The 17,551-nt window shown below is 61.9% G+C and carries 21 protein-coding genes; 18 read left to right on the top strand and 3 right to left on the bottom strand.

All coding sequences use genetic code 11. The features are described 5' to 3' along the window. Window positions 1-110: 110 nt before the first annotated feature. The 13 genes from FGK63_RS03895 to FGK63_RS03840 all read left to right on the top strand — a co-directional run bounded on the left by FGK63_RS03895 (window position 111) and on the right by FGK63_RS03840 (window position 9,538). Window positions 111-866, top strand: coding sequence for a sulfite exporter TauE/SafE family protein (locus FGK63_RS03895; protein ID WP_138840271.1), 756 nt, complete (start codon window positions 111-113; stop codon window positions 864-866). A 98-nt stretch (window positions 867-964) separates the two neighbouring features. Further along, complete coding sequence (locus tag FGK63_RS03890) at window positions 965-1,822, top strand: HpcH/HpaI aldolase/citrate lyase family protein (RefSeq protein WP_138840270.1); 858 nt, start codon at window positions 965-967, stop codon at window positions 1,820-1,822. A gap of 7 nt (window positions 1,823-1,829) precedes the next feature. Continuing rightward, window positions 1,830-2,384 (top strand): NnrU family protein, encoded by a 555-nt coding sequence (locus FGK63_RS03885; protein WP_138840269.1) that lies wholly within the window; start codon window positions 1,830-1,832, stop codon window positions 2,382-2,384. A gap of 12 nt (window positions 2,385-2,396) precedes the next feature. Continuing rightward, window positions 2,397-2,603: a DUF1737 domain-containing protein gene (locus FGK63_RS03880; RefSeq protein ID WP_138840268.1), complete on the top strand. Its 207-nt coding sequence runs from the start codon at window positions 2,397-2,399 to the stop codon at window positions 2,601-2,603. Beyond that, on the top strand, window positions 2,603-3,631 hold the full coding sequence (locus FGK63_RS03875) for a MaoC family dehydratase (RefSeq protein ID WP_138840267.1): 1,029 nt from the start codon (window positions 2,603-2,605) through the stop codon (window positions 3,629-3,631). Before FGK63_RS03880 ends, FGK63_RS03875 begins: the two co-directional genes overlap by 1 nt. An 86-nt stretch (window positions 3,632-3,717) precedes the next feature. After that, window positions 3,718-4,380, top strand: a complete 663-nt coding sequence (locus FGK63_RS03870) for a DUF1194 domain-containing protein (RefSeq protein WP_138840266.1) — start codon at window positions 3,718-3,720, stop codon at window positions 4,378-4,380. A 215-nt stretch (window positions 4,381-4,595) separates the two neighbouring features. Beyond that, window positions 4,596-4,982 carry a succinate dehydrogenase, cytochrome b556 subunit gene (sdhC, locus tag FGK63_RS03865; protein ID WP_138840265.1) on the top strand — a complete coding sequence of 129 codons (387 nt, stop codon included), beginning with the start codon at window positions 4,596-4,598 and terminating at the stop codon, window positions 4,980-4,982. 12 nt (window positions 4,983-4,994) lie between these two features. Next, window positions 4,995-5,366, top strand: coding sequence for a succinate dehydrogenase, hydrophobic membrane anchor protein (sdhD, locus tag FGK63_RS03860; protein WP_138840264.1), 372 nt, complete (start codon window positions 4,995-4,997; stop codon window positions 5,364-5,366). Between the two features lie 19 nt (window positions 5,367-5,385). Continuing rightward, window positions 5,386-7,191 carry a succinate dehydrogenase flavoprotein subunit gene (sdhA, locus tag FGK63_RS03855; RefSeq protein WP_138840263.1) on the top strand — a complete coding sequence of 602 codons (1,806 nt, stop codon included), beginning with the start codon at window positions 5,386-5,388 and terminating at the stop codon, window positions 7,189-7,191. 12 nt (window positions 7,192-7,203) lie between these two features. Then, entirely contained in the window at window positions 7,204-7,983 is a 780-nt protein-coding gene (locus FGK63_RS03850) for a succinate dehydrogenase iron-sulfur subunit (protein WP_138840262.1), read from the top strand. A 140-nt stretch (window positions 7,984-8,123) separates the two neighbouring features. Beyond that, complete coding sequence (locus FGK63_RS20665) at window positions 8,124-8,270, top strand: hypothetical protein (protein WP_171052562.1); 147 nt, start codon at window positions 8,124-8,126, stop codon at window positions 8,268-8,270. Between the two features lie 106 nt (window positions 8,271-8,376). Beyond that, on the top strand, window positions 8,377-8,571 hold the full coding sequence (locus tag FGK63_RS03845) for a hypothetical protein (RefSeq protein WP_138840261.1): 195 nt from the start codon (window positions 8,377-8,379) through the stop codon (window positions 8,569-8,571). A 115-nt stretch (window positions 8,572-8,686) separates the two neighbouring features. Further along, complete coding sequence (locus FGK63_RS03840; protein WP_171052561.1) at window positions 8,687-9,538, top strand: urea carboxylase-associated family protein; 852 nt, start codon at window positions 8,687-8,689, stop codon at window positions 9,536-9,538. Window positions 9,539-9,619: 81 nt separating this feature from the next. Here FGK63_RS03840 and deoD read toward each other — a convergent pair whose 3' ends face one another. The 3 genes from deoD to FGK63_RS03825 all read right to left on the bottom strand — a co-directional run bounded on the left by deoD (window position 9,620) and on the right by FGK63_RS03825 (window position 12,746). Continuing rightward, on the bottom strand, window positions 9,620-10,333 hold the full coding sequence (gene deoD, locus FGK63_RS03835; RefSeq protein WP_138840260.1) for a purine-nucleoside phosphorylase: 714 nt from the start codon (window positions 10,331-10,333) through the stop codon (window positions 9,620-9,622). A gap of 18 nt (window positions 10,334-10,351) precedes the next feature. Then, window positions 10,352-10,669 carry an H-NS histone family protein gene (locus FGK63_RS03830; protein WP_138840453.1) on the bottom strand — a complete coding sequence of 106 codons (318 nt, stop codon included), beginning with the start codon at window positions 10,667-10,669 and terminating at the stop codon, window positions 10,352-10,354. Window positions 10,670-10,778: 109 nt separating this feature from the next. Then, entirely contained in the window at window positions 10,779-12,746 is a 1,968-nt protein-coding gene (locus FGK63_RS03825) for a protein meaA (protein WP_138840259.1), read from the bottom strand. A 144-nt stretch (window positions 12,747-12,890) separates the two neighbouring features. Between FGK63_RS03825 and FGK63_RS03820 the strand changes: the two genes are divergently transcribed. The 5 genes from FGK63_RS03820 to FGK63_RS03800 all read left to right on the top strand — a co-directional run bounded on the left by FGK63_RS03820 (window position 12,891) and on the right by FGK63_RS03800 (window position 17,496). Then, window positions 12,891-14,288, top strand: coding sequence for a 1-acyl-sn-glycerol-3-phosphate acyltransferase (locus FGK63_RS03820; RefSeq protein WP_138840258.1), 1,398 nt, complete (start codon window positions 12,891-12,893; stop codon window positions 14,286-14,288). Between the two features lie 114 nt (window positions 14,289-14,402). After that, a complete protein-coding gene (ccrA, locus tag FGK63_RS03815) occupies window positions 14,403-15,689 on the top strand; it encodes a crotonyl-CoA carboxylase/reductase (RefSeq protein ID WP_138840257.1) in 1,287 nt (428 codons plus the stop codon). Between the two features lie 208 nt (window positions 15,690-15,897). Then, the gene (locus FGK63_RS03810) at window positions 15,898-16,116 is read left to right on the top strand and encodes a hypothetical protein (RefSeq protein ID WP_138840256.1); all 219 of its coding nucleotides are present in this window, start codon (window positions 15,898-15,900) and stop codon (window positions 16,114-16,116) included. Beyond that, complete coding sequence (locus FGK63_RS03805) at window positions 16,055-16,774, top strand: helix-turn-helix transcriptional regulator (RefSeq protein WP_138840255.1); 720 nt, start codon at window positions 16,055-16,057, stop codon at window positions 16,772-16,774. The genes FGK63_RS03810 and FGK63_RS03805 overlap by 62 nt, the downstream gene beginning before the upstream one ends. 83 nt (window positions 16,775-16,857) lie before the next feature. Next, on the top strand, window positions 16,858-17,496 hold the full coding sequence (locus FGK63_RS03800; RefSeq protein ID WP_138840254.1) for an acyl-homoserine-lactone synthase: 639 nt from the start codon (window positions 16,858-16,860) through the stop codon (window positions 17,494-17,496). Window positions 17,497-17,551 lie beyond the last annotated feature (55 nt).

Below are 17,551 nucleotides of genomic sequence, written 5' to 3'. Positions count from 1 at the left end.
AGCGGCATCACGCAAGAGTTCTGCGACGCGGCAAGGCAGCGCATTGGCTCTGTCGCTTCCGGCGTGGTTGCGCTAAACGGCTTGAGAAACAGGGGCTTCGCGGTGCGCGCATGATCGAATTCAACGCCACGTTTTTTGCCTTGGCGATCCCGGCCGTGATTTTCGCGGGCATTTCCAAGGGCGGGTTCGGCTCGGGCGTGGCCTTCGCCTCCTCCTCGATTCTGGCCCTGATTTTGGAGCCCGGGCAGGCACTTGCCCTGATGCTCCCGATCCTGATGATCATCGACCTGGCGACGCTGCCGCCCTATTGGCGGCGCTGGAGCTGGCCGGACGCCAAGCTCTTGGTGCTGGGCGGCGTGCCCGGCGTGGCGCTGGGGGCGTGGCTCTACCGGGCGACCGACGCGGATCTGCTGCGGCTGCTCATCGGCGGCATTTCGGTGGGCTTCGTGGTCTGGCACCTGGCGCAGACCCGCGGATGGGTGAAGGGGTTCCGCAACCGCCTGCCGGCCGGGGCCGGTCTCTTTGCGGGCACCGTCGCGGGGTTCACCAGCTTCGTCAGCCATGCCGGCGGGCCGCCCGCCGCCGTTTACCTGTTGTCGCAGAAACTGTCCAAGACCGAGTTCCAGGCGACGACCGTACTGACCTTCTGGGCCATCAACATCGCCAAGTTCGTGCCCTACGCCTGGCTCGGCATGTTCACCGCGCAGACCGCCTGGGCGAACCTGCTGCTAGCCCCCTTCGCGGTGCTCGGCGCATGGCTGGGCGTGCGCGCGCATTGGATGCTGTCGGAACGGCTGTTCTTCGGCATCGCCTACGTGCTGCTCACCGTAACCGGCAGCAAGCTGATCTGGGACGCCCTGACCTGACCCGGCTTCGCCTATGCTGCATTGCGGCGATTTTATCCTTGAACTTTCCGGAAAAAGATGGCCCATTCCACGCAACTTTATTTCTCACGGAGAGACCCATGGACCCGCGCCAGCGCCCCTACCGTTCCGTTCTCTATATTCCCGGCTCGCGCGAGCGGGCCCTTGAAAAGGCCCGGACCCTGCCCGTGGACGCCATCATCTTCGATCTGGAAGACGCCGTGGCGGCGGACGAAAAAGAGAACGCGCGCGAGACGCTGAAAGCCGCGTTGGGAGCCGGCGGCTACGGCCCGCGCGTCAGGATCGTCCGAATCAACGGGCTGGACACGCCGTGGGGCAGGGCCGATGCCGAAGCCGTGCGCGAAATGGATGCCGACGTCGTGCTGCTGCCCAAGGTGAACGGCGCCGCCGATGTCGATGCGCTGGCGGCGATCACCGGCGACCTGCCGATCTGGGCGATGATGGAAACGCCGCGCGGGATGCTGAACGCCGCCCAGATCGCGGCGCATCCGCTGATGGCGGGGTTCGTCATGGGCACAAACGACCTCGCCAAGGAATTGCAGACGCGCTTCCGCCCCGACCGCCTGCCGCTGGTGACCTCGCTGGGCCTCTGCCTGCTGGCGGCCAAGGCCGAGGGGCTGATCATCGTCGATGGCGTCTACAACGCCTTCAAGGATGACGAGGGGCTGGCGGCGGAATGCGCGCAGGGCCGCGACATGGGCTTTGACGGCAAGACGCTGATCCACCCGGCGCAGGTCCCGGTCGCCAATGCCGCCTACGCCCCGTCCGAGGCCGAGATCGACCTGGCCCGCCGCCAGATCGCCGCCTTCGAAGAGGTCGAGGCGCAGGGCCAGGGCGTGGCCGTGGTCGACGGCAAGATCGTCGAGAACCTTCACGTTGTCACCGCCCGTGAAATTCTGGCAAAAGCGGATGCGATAACAGCTTTGCAAGCGGGGTAGGCCGGCAATGGGCTTCGTTCTTCTGATCCTTGGCGTGGCGCTGTGGTGGCTCGCGCATCTGTTCAAACGGCTGATGCCCGAACGCCGCGCGGCGATGGGCGACGCGGGCAAGGGCGCGGTGGCGCTGGGCGTCGCGGTGTCGGTCCTGCTGATGATCTTCGGCTATCGCATGACCGATTTCATTCATGTGTGGTCGCCGCCCTCGTTCATGATCCATCTCAACAACCTGCTGGTGCTGATCGCCATCTGGATGATGAGCCCCGCAGGCACCAAGGGCTTGATCCTCAACAAGGTGCGCCACCCGATGCTGGGCGGGTTCAAGCTGTGGGCCTTCGCACACCTGCTGGTGAACGGCGACCTGGCCTCGATCGTCCTGTTCGGCGGCCTGCTGGCATGGGCGGTGGTCGAGGTGATCGTCATCAACCGGACCGAACCCGACTGGACCCCCGGCGAACCCGGCACCTATGGCAAGGACGCGATGTTCTTCGCGGGCTCTATCGTGCTGTTCGCGGTGATCGGCTACATCCACGGCCTCGTCGGCCCGTCGCCCTTCCCGACATGAGGATTTGAAACCATGGCAACTCTCTACCGCCTTCTGACCGAAGAGGACACGTCGGCCTTCTGCCACAAGGTCACGGACGCGCTGGCCAAGGGGTGGGAGCTATACGGCTCTCCCTCTTACGCCTTCGACGCCGCCAAGGGCGTCATGCGCTGCGCGCAGGCGGTCACCAAGACGGTCGAGGCCGATTATTCACCGGACATGAAACTGGGGCAGCAATGATGGCAAAGACGAATCCCGGCAGGTTCTTCGAGGACTATTCCGTTGGACAGATCCTCACCCATGCGGTGCCGCGCACGATCTCGGGCGGCGAGCGCGCGCTCTATCACGCGCTTTATCCCGCCCGCCACGCGCTCTATTCCTCGGATGAATTCGCGCGCAACTGCGGCCTGCCGCAAAGCCCGATCGACGATCTGGCCGCCTTCCACGTGGTGTTCGGCAAGACCGTGCCCGACGTGTCGCTGAACGCGGTGGCCAACCTCGGCTATGCCGAGGGCCGCTGGCTGCTGCCGGTCTATCCCGGCGACACGCTGCGGTCCGAGTCCGAGGTGATCGGGCTCAAGCAGAACTCGAACGGCAAGACCGGCGTCGTCTGGGTCCGCACCCGCGGCCTGAATCAGCGCGACGAGGTGGTGATCGAATATGTCCGCTGGGTCATGGTCCGCAAGTCGGACCCCAACGCCCCGGCGCCCGAAACCGTCGTGCCCGAGTTGAAGGGCGCCGTGGATGCGGCGGATCTGGTGGTGCCCAAGGGCCTCGATTTCTCGCGTTACGACTTTGTACAATCCGGAGAGTCCCATCGCTGGGACGAGTACAAAACGGGAGAAATGATCGATCACGTGGACGGCGTGACCATCGAGGAGGCCGAGCACATGCTCGCCACCCGCCTCTGGCAGAACACAGCCAAGGTGCATTTCGACCTGACCTTCCGCCCCGAAGGACGCTTGATCTACGGCGGCCACGTAATCTCGATGGCCCGCGCATTGTCCTTCAACGGCCTTGCAAACGCGCAGATGATCGTCGGCCTGAACGGCGGCGCGCATGCAAACCCGTGTTTCGCGGGCGATACCGTCAAGGCCTGGACCGAGGTTCTGGACAAGGCCGAGACCGATGCCCCCGGCGTCGGCGCCATTCGCCTGCGGCTTGTCGCAACCAAGGGCGGCGAGCCCTTTGCGCTGAAAACCGAAGACGGAAAATACCGCCCCGAGGTTCTTCTGGATCTCGACTATTGGGCGCTTATGCCAATGTAAACTAAGGAATTTTCGGCTTTGTGGGGTCGAGGGTTCCGGTGATTTTCAAGGATCGCCGGAGGCGCGTTCCGTGCTACTCTGGCGCCATGAACCTTGTGCGTTGCCTCGCCTTCAGTGTTGTTCTGGCGCCTCCCGCGGCCGCCTGCGACCTGGCGCTGGCCCTGGCCGTGGACGTGTCGGGCTCGGTCGATTCCGGCGAGTTCCGGATCCAGATGGACGGGCTTGCCGCCGGGTTGCGGGACCCGATCGTTTCCGAGGCGCTGGTGCGCGCGCAGGCCAAGCTGATGCTCGTGCAATGGACCGGCGCGTCGCGCCAGCAGGTGACGATCCCCTGGACCCGGATCAGCAGCTTCGACGTGCTCGAAACCTTTGCCGAAACCGTCGCAACCGACCAGCGGGTGTGGCGCAACTTCTCCACCGCCATCGGCGAGGCGCTGGAAACCACGATGGCCTCCTTCGACGAGGTTCCCGATTGCAAGCGCCACCTGATCGACCTGTCGGGCGATGGTGTGTCCAACGAGGGCATCGAGCCGTCGCGGCTTCACCGCGCCCTGCGCGCCCGCGGCATCACGGTGAACGCCATCGCGATCGAAGAGAGCGAACCCGACCTCACCGCCTATTTCTTCGAGAACGTGATCGTGGGCGAAGGAGCCTTTGTCGTCTCGGCCGCGAGGTTTCGCGACTATCCTGAACGCATTCGAAAGAAGCTGCTGCGCGAGGTGACGCAACAGACCGCGAAGCTGCAATGACGCCTAGAAAGATTCGTGATCACAACTTTGCCGCATTGATAACGCTAGCATTCCTGCCGAACGCCCGGCAATGTGATCACACTGACAATTTGCGTGATCACAAAGCCGGTTAATCTGGTGTTTTGCATCGGATTTCGCGTTTTTTGCACCTGCAGCGCGTGACAGATTCAGAAAATGGGGTAAAAACTTCTCCAGCCAACCGGAAAGGAGCCACCATGGCCGATGTCAATCGGGGCAATCGCCCGCTTTCACCGCACCTGACTATCTATCGCCCGCAGTTGACGTCCGTCACGTCGATCCTGACCCGGATCACCGGCAACGCAATGATCGTCGCTGCCCTGCTGATCGTCTGGTGGTTCCTCGCCGCCGCGACCTCGCCCGAGTATTTCGAGACTGTCGATGGCATCATCACGTCGATGTTCGGCGACCTGATCATGGCGCTGTCGCTCTGGGGGCTTTGGTACCACACGCTGGCCGGCGTGCGGCACCTGATCTGGGACAATGCGATCGGACTTGACCTTCCCACAGCCTACAAGCTGGGCTGGGCAGTCGTGATCGGCTCGTTCGTCCTGACCGTCCTGACCCTTCTGATCATCGCATAACGGAGGCCCAAGATGCGTTATCTTACCGACCGCAAGCGTGCCGTTGGCATGGGCTCGGCCAAGTCCGGGACCGCTCATTTCTGGGCCATGAAGGTCAGCTCGGTGGCTCTGCTGATCCTCGTTCCGCTCTTCGTCTTCACCTTCGGCCCGATGCTGGGACAGTCGCATGACGCGGTCATGAGCTATTTCTCGCGCCCCTTCCCGGCGGTCGTCGCCGCGCTGACCCTTGCGGTCGGCTTCAAGCATTTCGCAGATGGCGCGCAGGTTCTAATCGAGGACTATGTGCATGGTCTCATGCAGAAGATCCTGATCATCCTGGTGATCTGCCTTTCCTACGCCGCGGCCGCGACCGGCATCTTCGCCATCGCGCGCATCGCCCTCTAAAGACCGGAGCTGAATGAACATGGCTGCTTACGAATACGAAACGCACGAATATGACGTGGTCGTGGTCGGCGCCGGTGGGGCCGGTCTGCGCGCCACGCTCGGCATGGCCGAACAGGGACTGCGCACCGCCTGCGTGACCAAGGTTTTCCCGACCCGCTCGCACACCGTTGCCGCGCAAGGCGGCATCGCGGCATCGCTGTCGAACATGGGCCCCGACCATTGGCAATGGCACATGTACGACACCGTCAAGGGTTCGGACTGGCTGGGCGACACCGACGCGATGGAGTACCTCGCGCGCGAGGCGCCCAAGGCGGTGTACGAGTTGGAACACTACGGCGTACCGTTCAGCCGGACAGAGGAAGGCAAGATCTACCAGCGCCCGTTCGGCGGCCACACCACCGAATTCGGTGAAGGCCCGCCGGTGCAGCGCACCTGCGCGGCGGCCGACCGGACCGGTCACGCGATCCTGCACACGCTCTATGGCCAGTCGCTGAAGAACAATGCCGAGTTCTACATCGAGTATTTCGCCATCGACCTGATCATGTCCGAGGACGGTCAGTGCCAGGGCGTGGTGTGCTGGAAACTGGACGACGGCACCATGCATGTCTTCAACTCCAAGATGGTTGTTCTGGCGACGGGCGGCTACGGGCGCGCCTATTTCAGCGCCACCTCGGCCCATACCTGCACCGGTGACGGCGGCGGCATGGTGGCCCGCGCGGGTCTGGCGTTGCAGGACATGGAATTCGTGCAGTTCCACCCGACCGGCATCTACGGCTCGGGCTGTCTGATCACCGAAGGCGCACGCGGCGAGGGCGGATACCTCACCAACTCCGAAGGCGAACGGTTCATGGAGCGTTACGCGCCCCACTACAAGGACCTGGCGCCGCGCGACTACGTCTCGCGTTCGATGACCATGGAGATCCGCGAAGGCCGCGGCGTGGGCAAGGACGGCGACCACATCCACCTGAACCTGAGCCACCTGCCCGCCGAGGCGCTGCACGAGCGCCTGCCCGGCATCTCGGAATCGGCCAAGATCTTCGCCGGTGTGGATGTCACCAAGGAGCCGATCCCGGTTCTGCCGACCGTTCACTACAACATGGGCGGCATCCCGACCAACTATTGGGGCGAAGTTCTGAACCCGACTGCCGAAGACCCGACCGCTGTTGTTCCCGGCCTGATGGCGGTGGGCGAAGCCGGCTGCGCCTCGGTTCACGGGGCCAACCGCCTGGGGTCGAACTCGCTCATCGACTTGGTGGTGTTCGGCCGCGCCGCCGCGATCCGCGCCGGCAAGGTCGTCGATGCGGATGCGCCGAACCCGGTGCTGAACCAGGCGTCGGTCGACAAGGCTTTCGACCGCTTCGACGCGCTGCGCAACGCGAACGGCAACGTCGCGACGGCCGAACTGCGGCTTGAGATGCAGAAAACCATGCAGGCGGACGCCGCCGTATTCCGCACGGCAAAAACGATGGCGGAAGGGGTCGAGAAGATGACGGCGATCGCCGCCAAGCTCGATGACCTGAAGGTCACCGACCGTTCGCTGGTCTGGAATAGCGACCTGATGGAAACGCTGGAACTGACCAACCTGATGCCGAACGCGCTGGCCACCATCGTCGGTGCCGAGGCGCGCAAGGAATCGCGCGGCGCGCACGCGCACGAGGATTTCACCGAACGCGACGATCAGAACTGGCGCGTCCATACCGTCAGCCGCATCGACGGCAACCAGGTCGACCTCAGCTACCGGCCCGTCATCGTCGATCCTCTGACCACCGAGGCGCAGGGCGGCATCAACATCGACAAGATCGCGCCCAAGGCGCGGACCTTCTAAGGAGAGGAACCCATGGTACAACTGACCCTCCCGAAGAATTCGCGCATCACCACGGGCAAGACATGGCCCCGGCCCGAAGGCGCGACCAATGTCCGCAAGTTTCAGATCTACCGCTGGAACCCGGATGACGGGCAGAACCCGCGGGTCGACACCTATTTCGTCGATATGGACGAATGCGGACCGATGGTTCTGGACGCCCTGATCAAGATCAAGAACGAGATCGACCCGACCCTGACGTTCCGCCGCTCGTGCCGCGAGGGAATCTGCGGCTCGTGCGCGATGAATATCGACGGGATCAACACGCTGGCCTGCATCTACGGCATGGACGAGATCAAGGGCGACGTGAAGATCTATCCGCTCCCGCACATGCCGGTGGTCAAGGACCTGATTCCCGACCTGACGCATTTCTATGCGCAGCACGCGTCGATCATGCCTTGGCTGGAAACCAAGACCAACCGGCCGGCAAAGGAGTGGAAGCAATCGATCGAGGACCGCAAGAAACTCGACGGTCTCTATGAATGCGTGATGTGCGCCAGCTGTTCGACCTCGTGTCCGAGCTACTGGTGGAACGGCGACCGCTATCTGGGCCCCGCCGCTCTGCTGCACGCCTATCGCTGGATCATCGACAGCCGGGACGAGGCGACGGGTGAGCGTCTGGATCAGCTTGAGGATCCGTTCAAGCTCTATCGCTGTCACACGATCATGAACTGCGCCAAGACCTGCCCCAAGGGGCTGAACCCGGCCAAGGCAATCGCCGAGATCAAGAAGATGATGGTCGAGCGTACGGTCTGACGGATCGCGCAAGATAAGCAGCACTTGCCGCGTTGCGGCAAGTGCATGACCAGGTTGCAGAAATATGCGGTGCAACCACCCTGTCAGGTACCTAGATTGCCGGCAGGGAGGGGTGATGAACTCAAAACAGGATCACACCCATGAAAACCGCACGTACCGCACCGAAAGTCTCGGCCGCCGAAGCCCTGAAGCTGCTTGAGCAGGCCTGGGCCTATTACACGCCCGAACCCGTACAACCTGTCTCGGACCGCGAGCCCGAACTGTTCGAATACGCCAACGCCGCCTGAAATTCGTAACGGAGCCCCGTGTTCCTGTCGACAAGCTGCCCGAAGGCGGCTTGTCGCCGCGACGCAGCAGGTTGCTTTCGAAAGGTTGATGGGGCAGAGCAGGGACATGCCTGTGCTTCTAGTCGCCCTCGCTCTCGGCGTTCTCGCCTATTTCGTCTGGCGCTCTCGCACCTCCAACCTGACGCGAAACTGCCGCTGGCGGCTGCACCGGTCCGCGGGCGTTTGGCGGTGCGCCTTTTGCGGCGCCGAACAGCCGGGCGAAGCCGAGCCACGCCGGTGCCTGCGGGGCAGGGACCAGTGAGCCGACCCTTACCGGACCGAATACCGCTCGATCGTCACGCGTGATTGAAATCAGGGCTTCTCACGTGGCGGGAACAATGTCAGCCTGCGACAAACCCGAACCAGCAAGGTTGGCCATGACCAAATTCTCCGCTCCCTCCGATGCCGTTGCGCGCCGTGCCGTGGCTCCGGTGATCTGCTACCCGACCGAAACGCTGCCACAACCGGATCTCGCGCTCTATCGCGCGGCCCGGGAAGGTGCGACCAAGACCGGCGAAGTGCTGGTCCGGGCCCGTGACGCCCTCTGCTTCGAAGTGCCGGCCGGGCATTTCTTTCGGATCACGTCGGTCGGAGGGCCGCAGGTAGGTGATCTGAACCTTTGGAACCGGAGCGACCTTTCAGAACGGTTCTATTCCGGCAAGACGCGGGCCTTGCACGGCACCCACATCACCACAGGCGACCGCATGTGGTCCAGTTTTCCCCACATGCGTCCGATGGCGACCATCGTGGCCGACACGTTGGACTGGTACGGGGTCGATCCGTTCGGAGGTTCGGTGCATGATGTGATCGGCACGCGCTGCGACCCCTACACGGGCAACTTGCTGGCGGGAACGCAATATCACCATTGCTGCCATTCGAACCTGACCCGGGCGCTGGCCGATCACCTGAGGATCCCGTTGACCGAGGCGGAACCCCATGTCCACGATGTTCTCAACGTCTTCATGTGCACGGGCTTCACTCGCGATACCGGGCAATATTTCATGAAAGCTTCGCCCGTTCGGCCCGGTGACTATCTCGAGTTCTTTGCCGAGATCGATCTGTTGGGCAATCTCAGCGCCTGTCCGGGCGGTGATTGCTCGTCCGAGCATTCCTCGGACGTGGCTTCGTGTCATCCGTTGCTGGTCGAGACCTTCGCGCCCGAGGAGGGATCGCTGTCCGGGTGGGAGAGTCCCGCACCGAGCGGCTACGACCGGACGCACGGGCGCTAGGGCAAGACGAAGGGGAAACGGGCAGAGACGCCTCCGCCCGTCGCAGCCGTTTTTTGTTACTTGGATCAGCGCGTGTGCAGCTTAGGCCGCATTCGGGAATGCGGCCTGCAACGCGATCTCGACCATGTCGCCAAAGCTCTGTTCCCGGTCGGCCGATGGCAGCGCCTCGCCCGTCAGCAGGTGATCTGAAACGGTCAGCACCGCCAGCGCCCGGCATTTGTGCCGCGCGGCAAGGATATAGAGTTCTGCGGCCTCCATCTCGACCCCCAGAATGCCGTGCCGCACCATCTGTTCGTTCAGGTCGGGGCGTTCGTCATAGAACACGTCCGAGGAATAGATGCCGCCGATATGCGTGGGTGTCCCCTTGGCCTGCGCCGCCTGCGCCGCCGCCTGCAGCAGGCTCCAATCCGCGCAGGGCGCGAAATTCAGTTCCTTCAGAATTCCGCGCGACGGTGTGCTGAGCGTTGTCGAAGTCATTGCAAGAATGACGTCGCGCAATTTCACGCTGTCCTGCATGGCGCCGCAAGACCCGATGCGGATCAGCGTTTTCGCCCCGAAATCGCGGATCAGTTCATTCACGTAGATCGAGAGCGAGGGCATCCCCATCCCGCTTCCTTGAATGCTGACCCGGTTCCCTTTCCAGGTTCCGGTGAATCCCAGCATTCCGCGAACGCTGTTCACCTGTTTCACTTCGGACAAATATGTTTCCGCAGCCCATTTAGCGCGATAGGGATCGCCGGGCAGCAAAACGGTTTCTGCTATGTCGCCTTTCTGGGCGCCAATGTGAATTGTCATTTCGAGACCCGGCTCCGGTCAGATTTCCAGATCCGAAATATCGGCGCCCGCTTTCAGCGCATCGTGAATCCACTGCGGTTTGCGCCCGCGTCCGGTCCAGGTTTGTTCGGGATTGCCAGGGTTGCGGTATTTTGGTTTCGCCTTGGTCCCCTTGGTGCTGCGGCGCGCTTCTCCGGAAAGCTCGGAAAGCGAAAATCCGAACTGCGCGGCCGCTTTTTCGGCAGCTTCCAATGCTTCGCGCCGTTCTCTTTGCTCCGCGTTTTTCAATGCCAGATCAATGTTTTCACGCAATTCAAGCAGTTCCTTGCGCGACATTTTGGTCAGTTCAATCCCCATTACTCGCTCCATTTCGGAAATATTCAGATTAACGCGGCGCGTCGCGGCCACGTTAATCCATTTAGGATCTTTTTCCATCCCTCAATTTGGAATGGAAAAACAGGGGGAATTATTCCGCTGCAATATCCTTGGCGCTGACCAGCGTGACGATATCGCTCATGATCGCATTCAATTCGAAATTCTTGGGCGTATAGATTTTCGAAACGCCCATGGCTTTCAATTTGGCTGCGTCGTCTTCGGGAATGATGCCGCCCACAACGACGGGGATATCATCCCGACCGGCCGCGCGGAGGCGGTTCATGACGTCTTCGACCAGCGGAACATGGCTTCCCGACAGAATCGACAGGCCGACGATATGGGCGCCGTCTTCGATGGCCGCGGAAACGATTTCCTCGGGCGTAAGGCGGATGCCTTCGTAGGAAATGTCCATTCCGCAATCGCGTGCCCGGAACGCAATCTGCTCGGCCCCGTTGGAGTGGCCGTCGAGTCCCGGTTTGCCGACCAGGAATTTCAGGCGGCGGCCCAGCTTGTCGCTGACGGCGTCTACCGCAGCGCGCAAATCCTCCAGGCCTTCAGTCTTGTTCGACACGGATCCGGACACGCCGGTCGGGCCGCGATAGGTGCCATAGGCCTTGCGCATCTCTTCGGCCCATTCGCCGGTCGTCACGCCCGCCTTGGCCGCGGCGATCGAGGGTTCCATGATGTTGGCGCCGGTTCTGGCGGCGTCGCGCAGTGCTGCCAGAGCGGTTTCGACGGCTCTGTCGTCACGCCCGGCGCGCCATTCGCCAAGGCGGGCGATCTGTTCCTGTTCCACTGCCGGGTCGACGACCATGATGCCGCCGTCTTCGGTCTGAAGAGGCGATGCTTCGCCTTCGGTCCATTTGTTGACGCCGACCACGATGGTCTCGTTGCGTTCGATCCGGTTCAGGCGCTCGGCATTCGAATCCACCAGGCGCGATTTCATGTATTCGATCGACGCCACTGCACCGCCCATGGAATCGAGGTTGGCCAGTTCCGCGCGCGCGCCCTGTTTCAATTCCTCGACCTTGGCATCGACCGCGGAATTGCCGTCGAACAGGTCGCTGTATTCCAGCAGATCGGTTTCATAAGCCAGGATCTGCTGCATGCGCATAGACCATTGCTGATCCCAGGGGCGGGGCAGACCCAGCGCCTCGTTCCAGGCAGGCAGTTGCACGGCGCGGGCGCGCGCTTTCTTCGACAGCGTCACCGCCAGCATTTCGATGAGGATGCGATAGACGTTGTTTTCGGGCTGCTGTTCCGTCAGTCCCAGCGAATTGACCTGCACGCCATAGCGGAAACGGCGGAATTTCGGGTCGGTGACGCCATAGCGTTTCTCGCAGATCTCGTCCCAAAGATCGACGAAGGCCCGCATCTTGCACATCTCGGTCACGAACCTGATGCCGGCGTTCACGAAGAACGATATGCGGCCGACCACCGCCGGGAAGTCCTCGGGCGGGACGCGCGGACGCAGTTCGTCCAACACCGCCTGTGCCGTGGCCAGCGCAAAGGCAAGTTCCTGCTCGGGCGTCGCACCTGCCTCTTGCAGGTGGTACGAGCACACGTTCATCGGGTTCCATTTCGGAACATTGGTGTAGCAGTACTCGGCCACGTCCGCGATCATCTTCAGGGACGGTTTCGGCGGGCACACGTAGGTGCCCCGGCTCAGGTATTCCTTGATCAGGTCGTTCTGAACGGTGCCCTGAAGCTTGGAAACGTCCGCGCCCTGTTCCTCGGCCACCGCGATGTAGAGCGCCAGCAACCAGGGGGCCGTGGCGTTGATGGTCATCGAGGTGTTCATCTGCTCCAGCGGGATCTGGTCGAACAGAACGCGCATGTCGCCCAGATGGCAGATCGGAACGCCCACCTTGCCGACCTCGCCCCGCGCCAACGTGTGGTCACTGTCATAGCCGGTCTGCGTCGGCAGATCGAAGGCGACCGAAAGCCCGGTCTGCCCCTTGGCGAGATTGCTGCGGTAAAGCTCGTTCGAGGCTTTGGCGGTGGAGTGACCGGCATAGGTCCGGATCAGCCAGGGACGATCTTTCTGCATCTGCGTCATTTGGGGCCTCTCGGATTGATGGGCAATAATATTTCGTATTGATGTTCTAAAGCGCAATTTTCGGGACATGTCAATTCGCTGCATTGCGGCATGGAAGTCTTTCTGCAGATTGTGACGGCACGTGAATGGTGGCAGGCTGCACGGATGACCAGGACCGTGGAACTCCCGCTGTGGCTCTTTGTGCTGATCGTGCTGTTCGCCGCAGTCACGTTCGCGTCGCATTTCCTGTTTCCGTCGGTTCGCTGGTTCTTTCGCCGCCGCCTTGAAAAGGCCGTCGCGCGGCTGAACCTGAGGCTGGAGCGGCCGATTCGCCCCTTCAAGCTGGCGCGCAGGCACGACATGATCCAGCGGCTGATCTACGACCCTCAGGTCGGACAGGCGGTCCAGGATCATGCGATCGAGAACGGCATCCCCGAAGCGGTGGCATTCGAGCAGGCGCGCGGCTATGCGCGCGAGATCGTTCCGTCCTTCTCGGCCTTCACCTATTTCAGTTTCGCCATTCGCGCAGCGCGGCTGCTGAGCAATGCCTTCTACGATGTCCGCCTGAGCTATCAGGATGAAAAGGCGTTGGCCGAGATAGATCCGGACGCGACGGTCGTGTTCGTCATGAACCACCGCAGCAACATGGACTATGTCCTGGTGACTTACCTGGCGGCCCGGCAATCGGCATTGTCCTATGCCGTCGGGGAATGGGCGCGCGTCTGGCCGCTGAGCCGCCTGATCCGTGCCATGGGCGCCTACTTCATCCGGCGCAAGTCGGGCAGCGATCTCTACCGCCAGGTGTTGGCCTGTTACGTCCGTCACGCGACAAGGGCCGGCGTCACCCAGGCGATGTTCCCCGAAGGCGGACTGAGCCTGACGGGGGGATTGGGCAGGCCGAAGCTTGGGTTGTTGAAGTACATCATCGAAGGTGCCGATACCGCAGAGCGGGATGTCGTCTTCGTGCCGGTGGCCCTGAATTACGACCGCGTGCTGGAAGACACGATTCTGACCGCAGCGGCCACGCGAAAGGAAAAACGGTTTCGGGCAAGAATCGGGGTGATTTCGCGGTGGTTTCTCAAGCAACTGTGGCGGCGCGTGATCGGACGCTACCGCAGGTTCGGCTTGGCATCCGTGCGATACGGAACTCCGATTTCGCTGCGCGAATTCCAAACCGGTCGGACGGGCGAGGTGATGACGCCGCTTGCGCGCGACCTGATGTCGAGGATTGGCGCGGCCGTGCCCTTGGTGCCGGCCCCGGTGGCGTGCTGGCTTGTCAAATCACAAGGCGCGATGCCGGAAACCGATCTGAAGGCGCGGATTGCGGAACTCATGCGCGAAAAGGGCGTTTGGGCCGGTCAGGACGGCGTAGCCATCGCAGCCGCGATCGAACAACTTGTCGAACGACGAATCCTGTCACGGAATGGCGGTGATCTGGGCCCCGCGACGGATCGTGGCTACCTGATGGAGTACTATGCCAAATCCGTGGCACACCTGCTTGGTGACCCCGACCCGCTTGATTCTGCGGGAGCGAAAGGCGTTTCTGCAGTCGCAGGGTTATAAAATTTCAAAATACGGCAGAAAAACTATTGCATTGTTGCGTTCGGACAAATATCTCATCCTATGGAAGGCCGCGATTCTGCGTTGCGGCAAGGATCTTGAACGAAGGAGGCCAGCATGGCTTTGGACACTGACGGTGGGATCGCATCGTACGAAGCGCCCGAAAAAGACCTCTATGAAATGGGCGAAATCCCTCCGATGGGGTATGTGCCCAAGAAGATGTACGCGTGGGCGATCCGCAAGGAGCGCCAGGGCGAACCGGCCAAGGCGATGCAGCTCGAGGTGGTGGATGTGCCGGAACTGGACAGCCACGAGGTGCTGGTCCTGGTGATGGCCGCGGGCGTGAACTACAACGGCATCTGGGCCTCTAAGGGCGTTCCGATCAGCATGTTCGACGTGCATGGCGCGGATTTCCACATCGCCGGATCCGACGCGTCCGGCATCGTCTGGGCCGTGGGCGACAAGGTCAAGCGCTGGAAGGTCGGCGACGAGGTGGTGATCCACTGCAACCAGGACGACGGCGACGACGAGGAATGCAACGGCGGCGATCCGATGTATTCGCCGAGTCAGCGCATCTGGGGCTATGAAACCCCCGACGGTTCCTTCGCCCAGTTCACCAACGTTCAGGCGCAACAGCTTATGCCGCGTCCCAAGCACCTGACCTGGGAAGAAAGCGCCTGTTACACCCTGACGCTGGCGACCGCATACCGGATGCTGTTCGGCCACGAGCCGCACGATCTGAAGCCCGGCCAGAACGTCTTGGTCTGGGGCGCGTCGGGCGGTCTGGGTTCTTATGCGATCCAGTTGATCAACACGGCCGGCGCCAACGCGATCGGCGTGATCTCGGACGAAAGCAAGCGCGACTTCGTCATGGGGCTGGGCGCCAAGGGCGTGATCAACCGCCGGGACTTCAACTGTTGGGGCCAGTTGCCCACGGTCAACTCGCCCGAATATGCGGAATGGTTCAAGGAAGCCCGCAAGTTCGGCAAGGCGATCTGGGATATTACGGGCAAGGGTGTGAACGTCGACATGGTCTTCGAACACCCCGGCGAAAGCACCTTTCCTGTCTCGACTTTCGTGGTCAAGAAGGGCGGTATGGTCGTGATCTGCGCCGGCACCACCGGCTACAACCTGACCTTCGACGTGCGCTACATGTGGATGCACCAGAAGCGTCTGCAAGGCTCGCATTTCGCGCATCTGAAACAGGCGTCGGCAGCCAACCAACTGATGGTCGAGCGCCGTCTGGATCCGTGCATGTCCGAGGTTTTCACCTGGGGCGACCTTCCCGAGGCGCACATGAAGATGATGCGCAACGAACACAAGCCGGGCAACATGTCGGTGCTGGTGCAATCGCCGCGCACCGGCTTGCGGACGCTCGAAGAAGTTCTCGACGCGCGCGGCTGAACCGGATCGGATCAGTCAAATGAGAAGCCCGCGAATCACACCTGTGGTTCGCGGGCTTTTTCCATGCAATTTGCTGTTGAGTTGTTTCAAATGCTTGCCAAAACCCGCCTCGCTGTTTTTGGGGAGTGGAAACCGGTGAGTATTCACTATTACGAGACACATGCTATGGTTGTGTTAACCAATCGTTAACCATTTCGGGGAGACTCTGATGCCGCATAATGAGTGGATACTGGACGTTCTGTCGGATCTCAAAACCTTCGCAGCCGCGAACGGGATGAGCGCCCTTGCCGAGCAGCTTGACGACACCAAGCTGATCGCGGCGGCCGAAATTGCGTTCAAGAACGAAAAGGCACGGGCGCCCGCGAATGGGAACGAAGGTCGATTTGAACCCGGTCCTCGAGGAACTGGATGGCACCAGCTCGCTTGAGGATCTTGAACGGATCGCGATCGCGATCCGAAACAAACTGGAAATAGACCACATCATCTATCACTGGGTCGACGGCGCGGGCGATCAGTACGGCTGCACGACATATTCCGGTGCTTGGGAAGAACGCTACCGCGAGCGCAACTACCACCGGATAGACCCCGTTATTATCGGGTGCTTCCAACGATTTCATCCCGTTGACTGGAAGACGCTGGATTGGTCCGGAAAGGTTTCGAAGGCGTTTCTTCAGGACGCCCTGCTGCATGGGGTCGGCAACCAGGGTTATTCAATCCCGATCCGCGGCCCGAACGGCCAGTTCGCGCTTTTCACGGTCAATCACTCCTGCGATGACGAGACCTGGCAGGAGTTCACCAAGACATATGGTCGCGATCTGATCCTGATTGCCCATTTCTTCAACCGGAAGGCGCTGGAGTTCGAGAGCGGTCGGCAGCCGGAGCAATCCCGCATGTTATCCCCGCGCGAGCTTGACGCGATGACGCTGCTGGCGCTTGGTTACAGCCGCGCGCAGGTCGCCCATTCCCTGTCGATTTCCGAGCACACGCTGCGGGTCTATATCGAAAGCGCCCGGTTCAAACTCGGGGCGCTAAATACAACTCATGCGATAGCGACGGCCATGAGCCGTGGCTTAATCGTGGTTTAACGGCGGGCCGGACCGCTGACCGGAAATTAACCATAGGCTCGTACCCCCTTTGTTCCAGATATGGACGGCAAGGGGAACTAGTCATGCTCCGGTATCTTTACGCAGACGAATTGCACAAGCATCCCAGACTGGCGGAGGACATGTTTCGCGACCGCGCGGATCAGTTCAAGACCCGGCTCGGTTGGGACGTGCAGGTGAACGAAAAGGGTGAAGAGCGGGATCGGTACGACGATCTGAACCCGCTCTATGTGATCTGGGAGGAGGAGGACGGCGGCCACGGCGGCTCCATGCGGTTCCTGCCGACCACCGGGCCGGCCATGGTCAACGACGTCTTCGGACATCTGACCGGTGGAGCGCCGATCTGCAGCCCGCTGATCTGGGAGGTCACCCGGTTCTGCCTGTCGCGTACCGCCAGCCCCTGCACCGCCGGTGCGATCATGCTAAGCGGGGGCGAAGTCATGGAGGGTTTCGGCCTGACACATATCGCGGGCGTGTTCGACGCGCGCATGGTGCGGATCTATCGTCTGATCGGGTCGTCGCCCGAAATCCTCGGGTCGCAGGGAGTGGGACGGGATCAGGTCTCGGTCGGTCTCTGGCCGTTCTCCCAGGCGGACTGTGCTCGGGTGGCAGAAAGGGCGGGCATTCCGAGAGAGCTGTCGCGCCTTTGGTTCAACGCGGCTTTCGGCAAGTCGGGCAGACCACGTTTCGCCCGTTCCGCCTGAGATGGTGAATGGGTGAAACAGCATCTGGCGATGGATGTCGCGCCCCTGTAGGGTC

It is taken from the genome of Ruegeria sediminis (genome assembly GCF_005938215.1).
GTDB classification, from domain to species: Bacteria; Pseudomonadota; Alphaproteobacteria; order Rhodobacterales; family Rhodobacteraceae; genus Ruegeria; species Ruegeria sediminis.
This window is presented reverse-complemented; position numbering and strand designations above follow the sequence as displayed.

Bases quoted from the DNA above. Each gene is read 5' to 3' on its own strand.
- sdhA (WP_138840263.1), top strand. From the start codon at position 5,386: ATGGCTGCTTACGAATACGAAACGCACGAATATGACGTGGTCGTGGTC.
- FGK63_RS03820 (WP_138840258.1), top strand. From the start codon at position 12,891: ATGACCAGGACCGTGGAACTCCCGCTGTGGCTCTTTGTGCTGATCGTG.
- FGK63_RS03875 (WP_138840267.1), top strand. From the start codon at position 2,603: ATGGCAAAGACGAATCCCGGCAGGTTCTTCGAGGACTATTCCGTTGGA.
- FGK63_RS03890 (WP_138840270.1), top strand. From the start codon at position 965: ATGGACCCGCGCCAGCGCCCCTACCGTTCCGTTCTCTATATTCCCGGC.
- FGK63_RS03885 (WP_138840269.1), top strand. From the start codon at position 1,830: ATGGGCTTCGTTCTTCTGATCCTTGGCGTGGCGCTGTGGTGGCTCGCG.
- sdhC (WP_138840265.1), top strand. From the start codon at position 4,596: ATGGCCGATGTCAATCGGGGCAATCGCCCGCTTTCACCGCACCTGACT.
- FGK63_RS03850 (WP_138840262.1), top strand. From the start codon at position 7,204: ATGGTACAACTGACCCTCCCGAAGAATTCGCGCATCACCACGGGCAAG.
- FGK63_RS03805 (WP_138840255.1), top strand. From the start codon at position 16,055: ATGGGAACGAAGGTCGATTTGAACCCGGTCCTCGAGGAACTGGATGGC.
- FGK63_RS03895 (WP_138840271.1), top strand. From the start codon at position 111: ATGATCGAATTCAACGCCACGTTTTTTGCCTTGGCGATCCCGGCCGTG.
- FGK63_RS20665 (WP_171052562.1), top strand. From the start codon at position 8,124: ATGAAAACCGCACGTACCGCACCGAAAGTCTCGGCCGCCGAAGCCCTG.
- deoD (WP_138840260.1), bottom strand. From the start codon at position 10,333: ATGACAATTCACATTGGCGCCCAGAAAGGCGACATAGCAGAAACCGTT.
- FGK63_RS03840 (WP_171052561.1), top strand. From the start codon at position 8,687: ATGACCAAATTCTCCGCTCCCTCCGATGCCGTTGCGCGCCGTGCCGTG.
- ccrA (WP_138840257.1), top strand. From the start codon at position 14,403: ATGGCTTTGGACACTGACGGTGGGATCGCATCGTACGAAGCGCCCGAA.
- sdhD (WP_138840264.1), top strand. From the start codon at position 4,995: ATGCGTTATCTTACCGACCGCAAGCGTGCCGTTGGCATGGGCTCGGCC.
- FGK63_RS03870 (WP_138840266.1), top strand. From the start codon at position 3,718: ATGAACCTTGTGCGTTGCCTCGCCTTCAGTGTTGTTCTGGCGCCTCCC.
- FGK63_RS03800 (WP_138840254.1), top strand. From the start codon at position 16,858: ATGCTCCGGTATCTTTACGCAGACGAATTGCACAAGCATCCCAGACTG.
- FGK63_RS03880 (WP_138840268.1), top strand. From the start codon at position 2,397: ATGGCAACTCTCTACCGCCTTCTGACCGAAGAGGACACGTCGGCCTTC.
- FGK63_RS03830 (WP_138840453.1), bottom strand. From the start codon at position 10,669: ATGGGGATTGAACTGACCAAAATGTCGCGCAAGGAACTGCTTGAATTG.
- FGK63_RS03825 (WP_138840259.1), bottom strand. From the start codon at position 12,746: ATGACGCAGATGCAGAAAGATCGTCCCTGGCTGATCCGGACCTATGCC.
- FGK63_RS03810 (WP_138840256.1), top strand. From the start codon at position 15,898: ATGCCGCATAATGAGTGGATACTGGACGTTCTGTCGGATCTCAAAACC.
- FGK63_RS03845 (WP_138840261.1), top strand. From the start codon at position 8,377: ATGCCTGTGCTTCTAGTCGCCCTCGCTCTCGGCGTTCTCGCCTATTTC.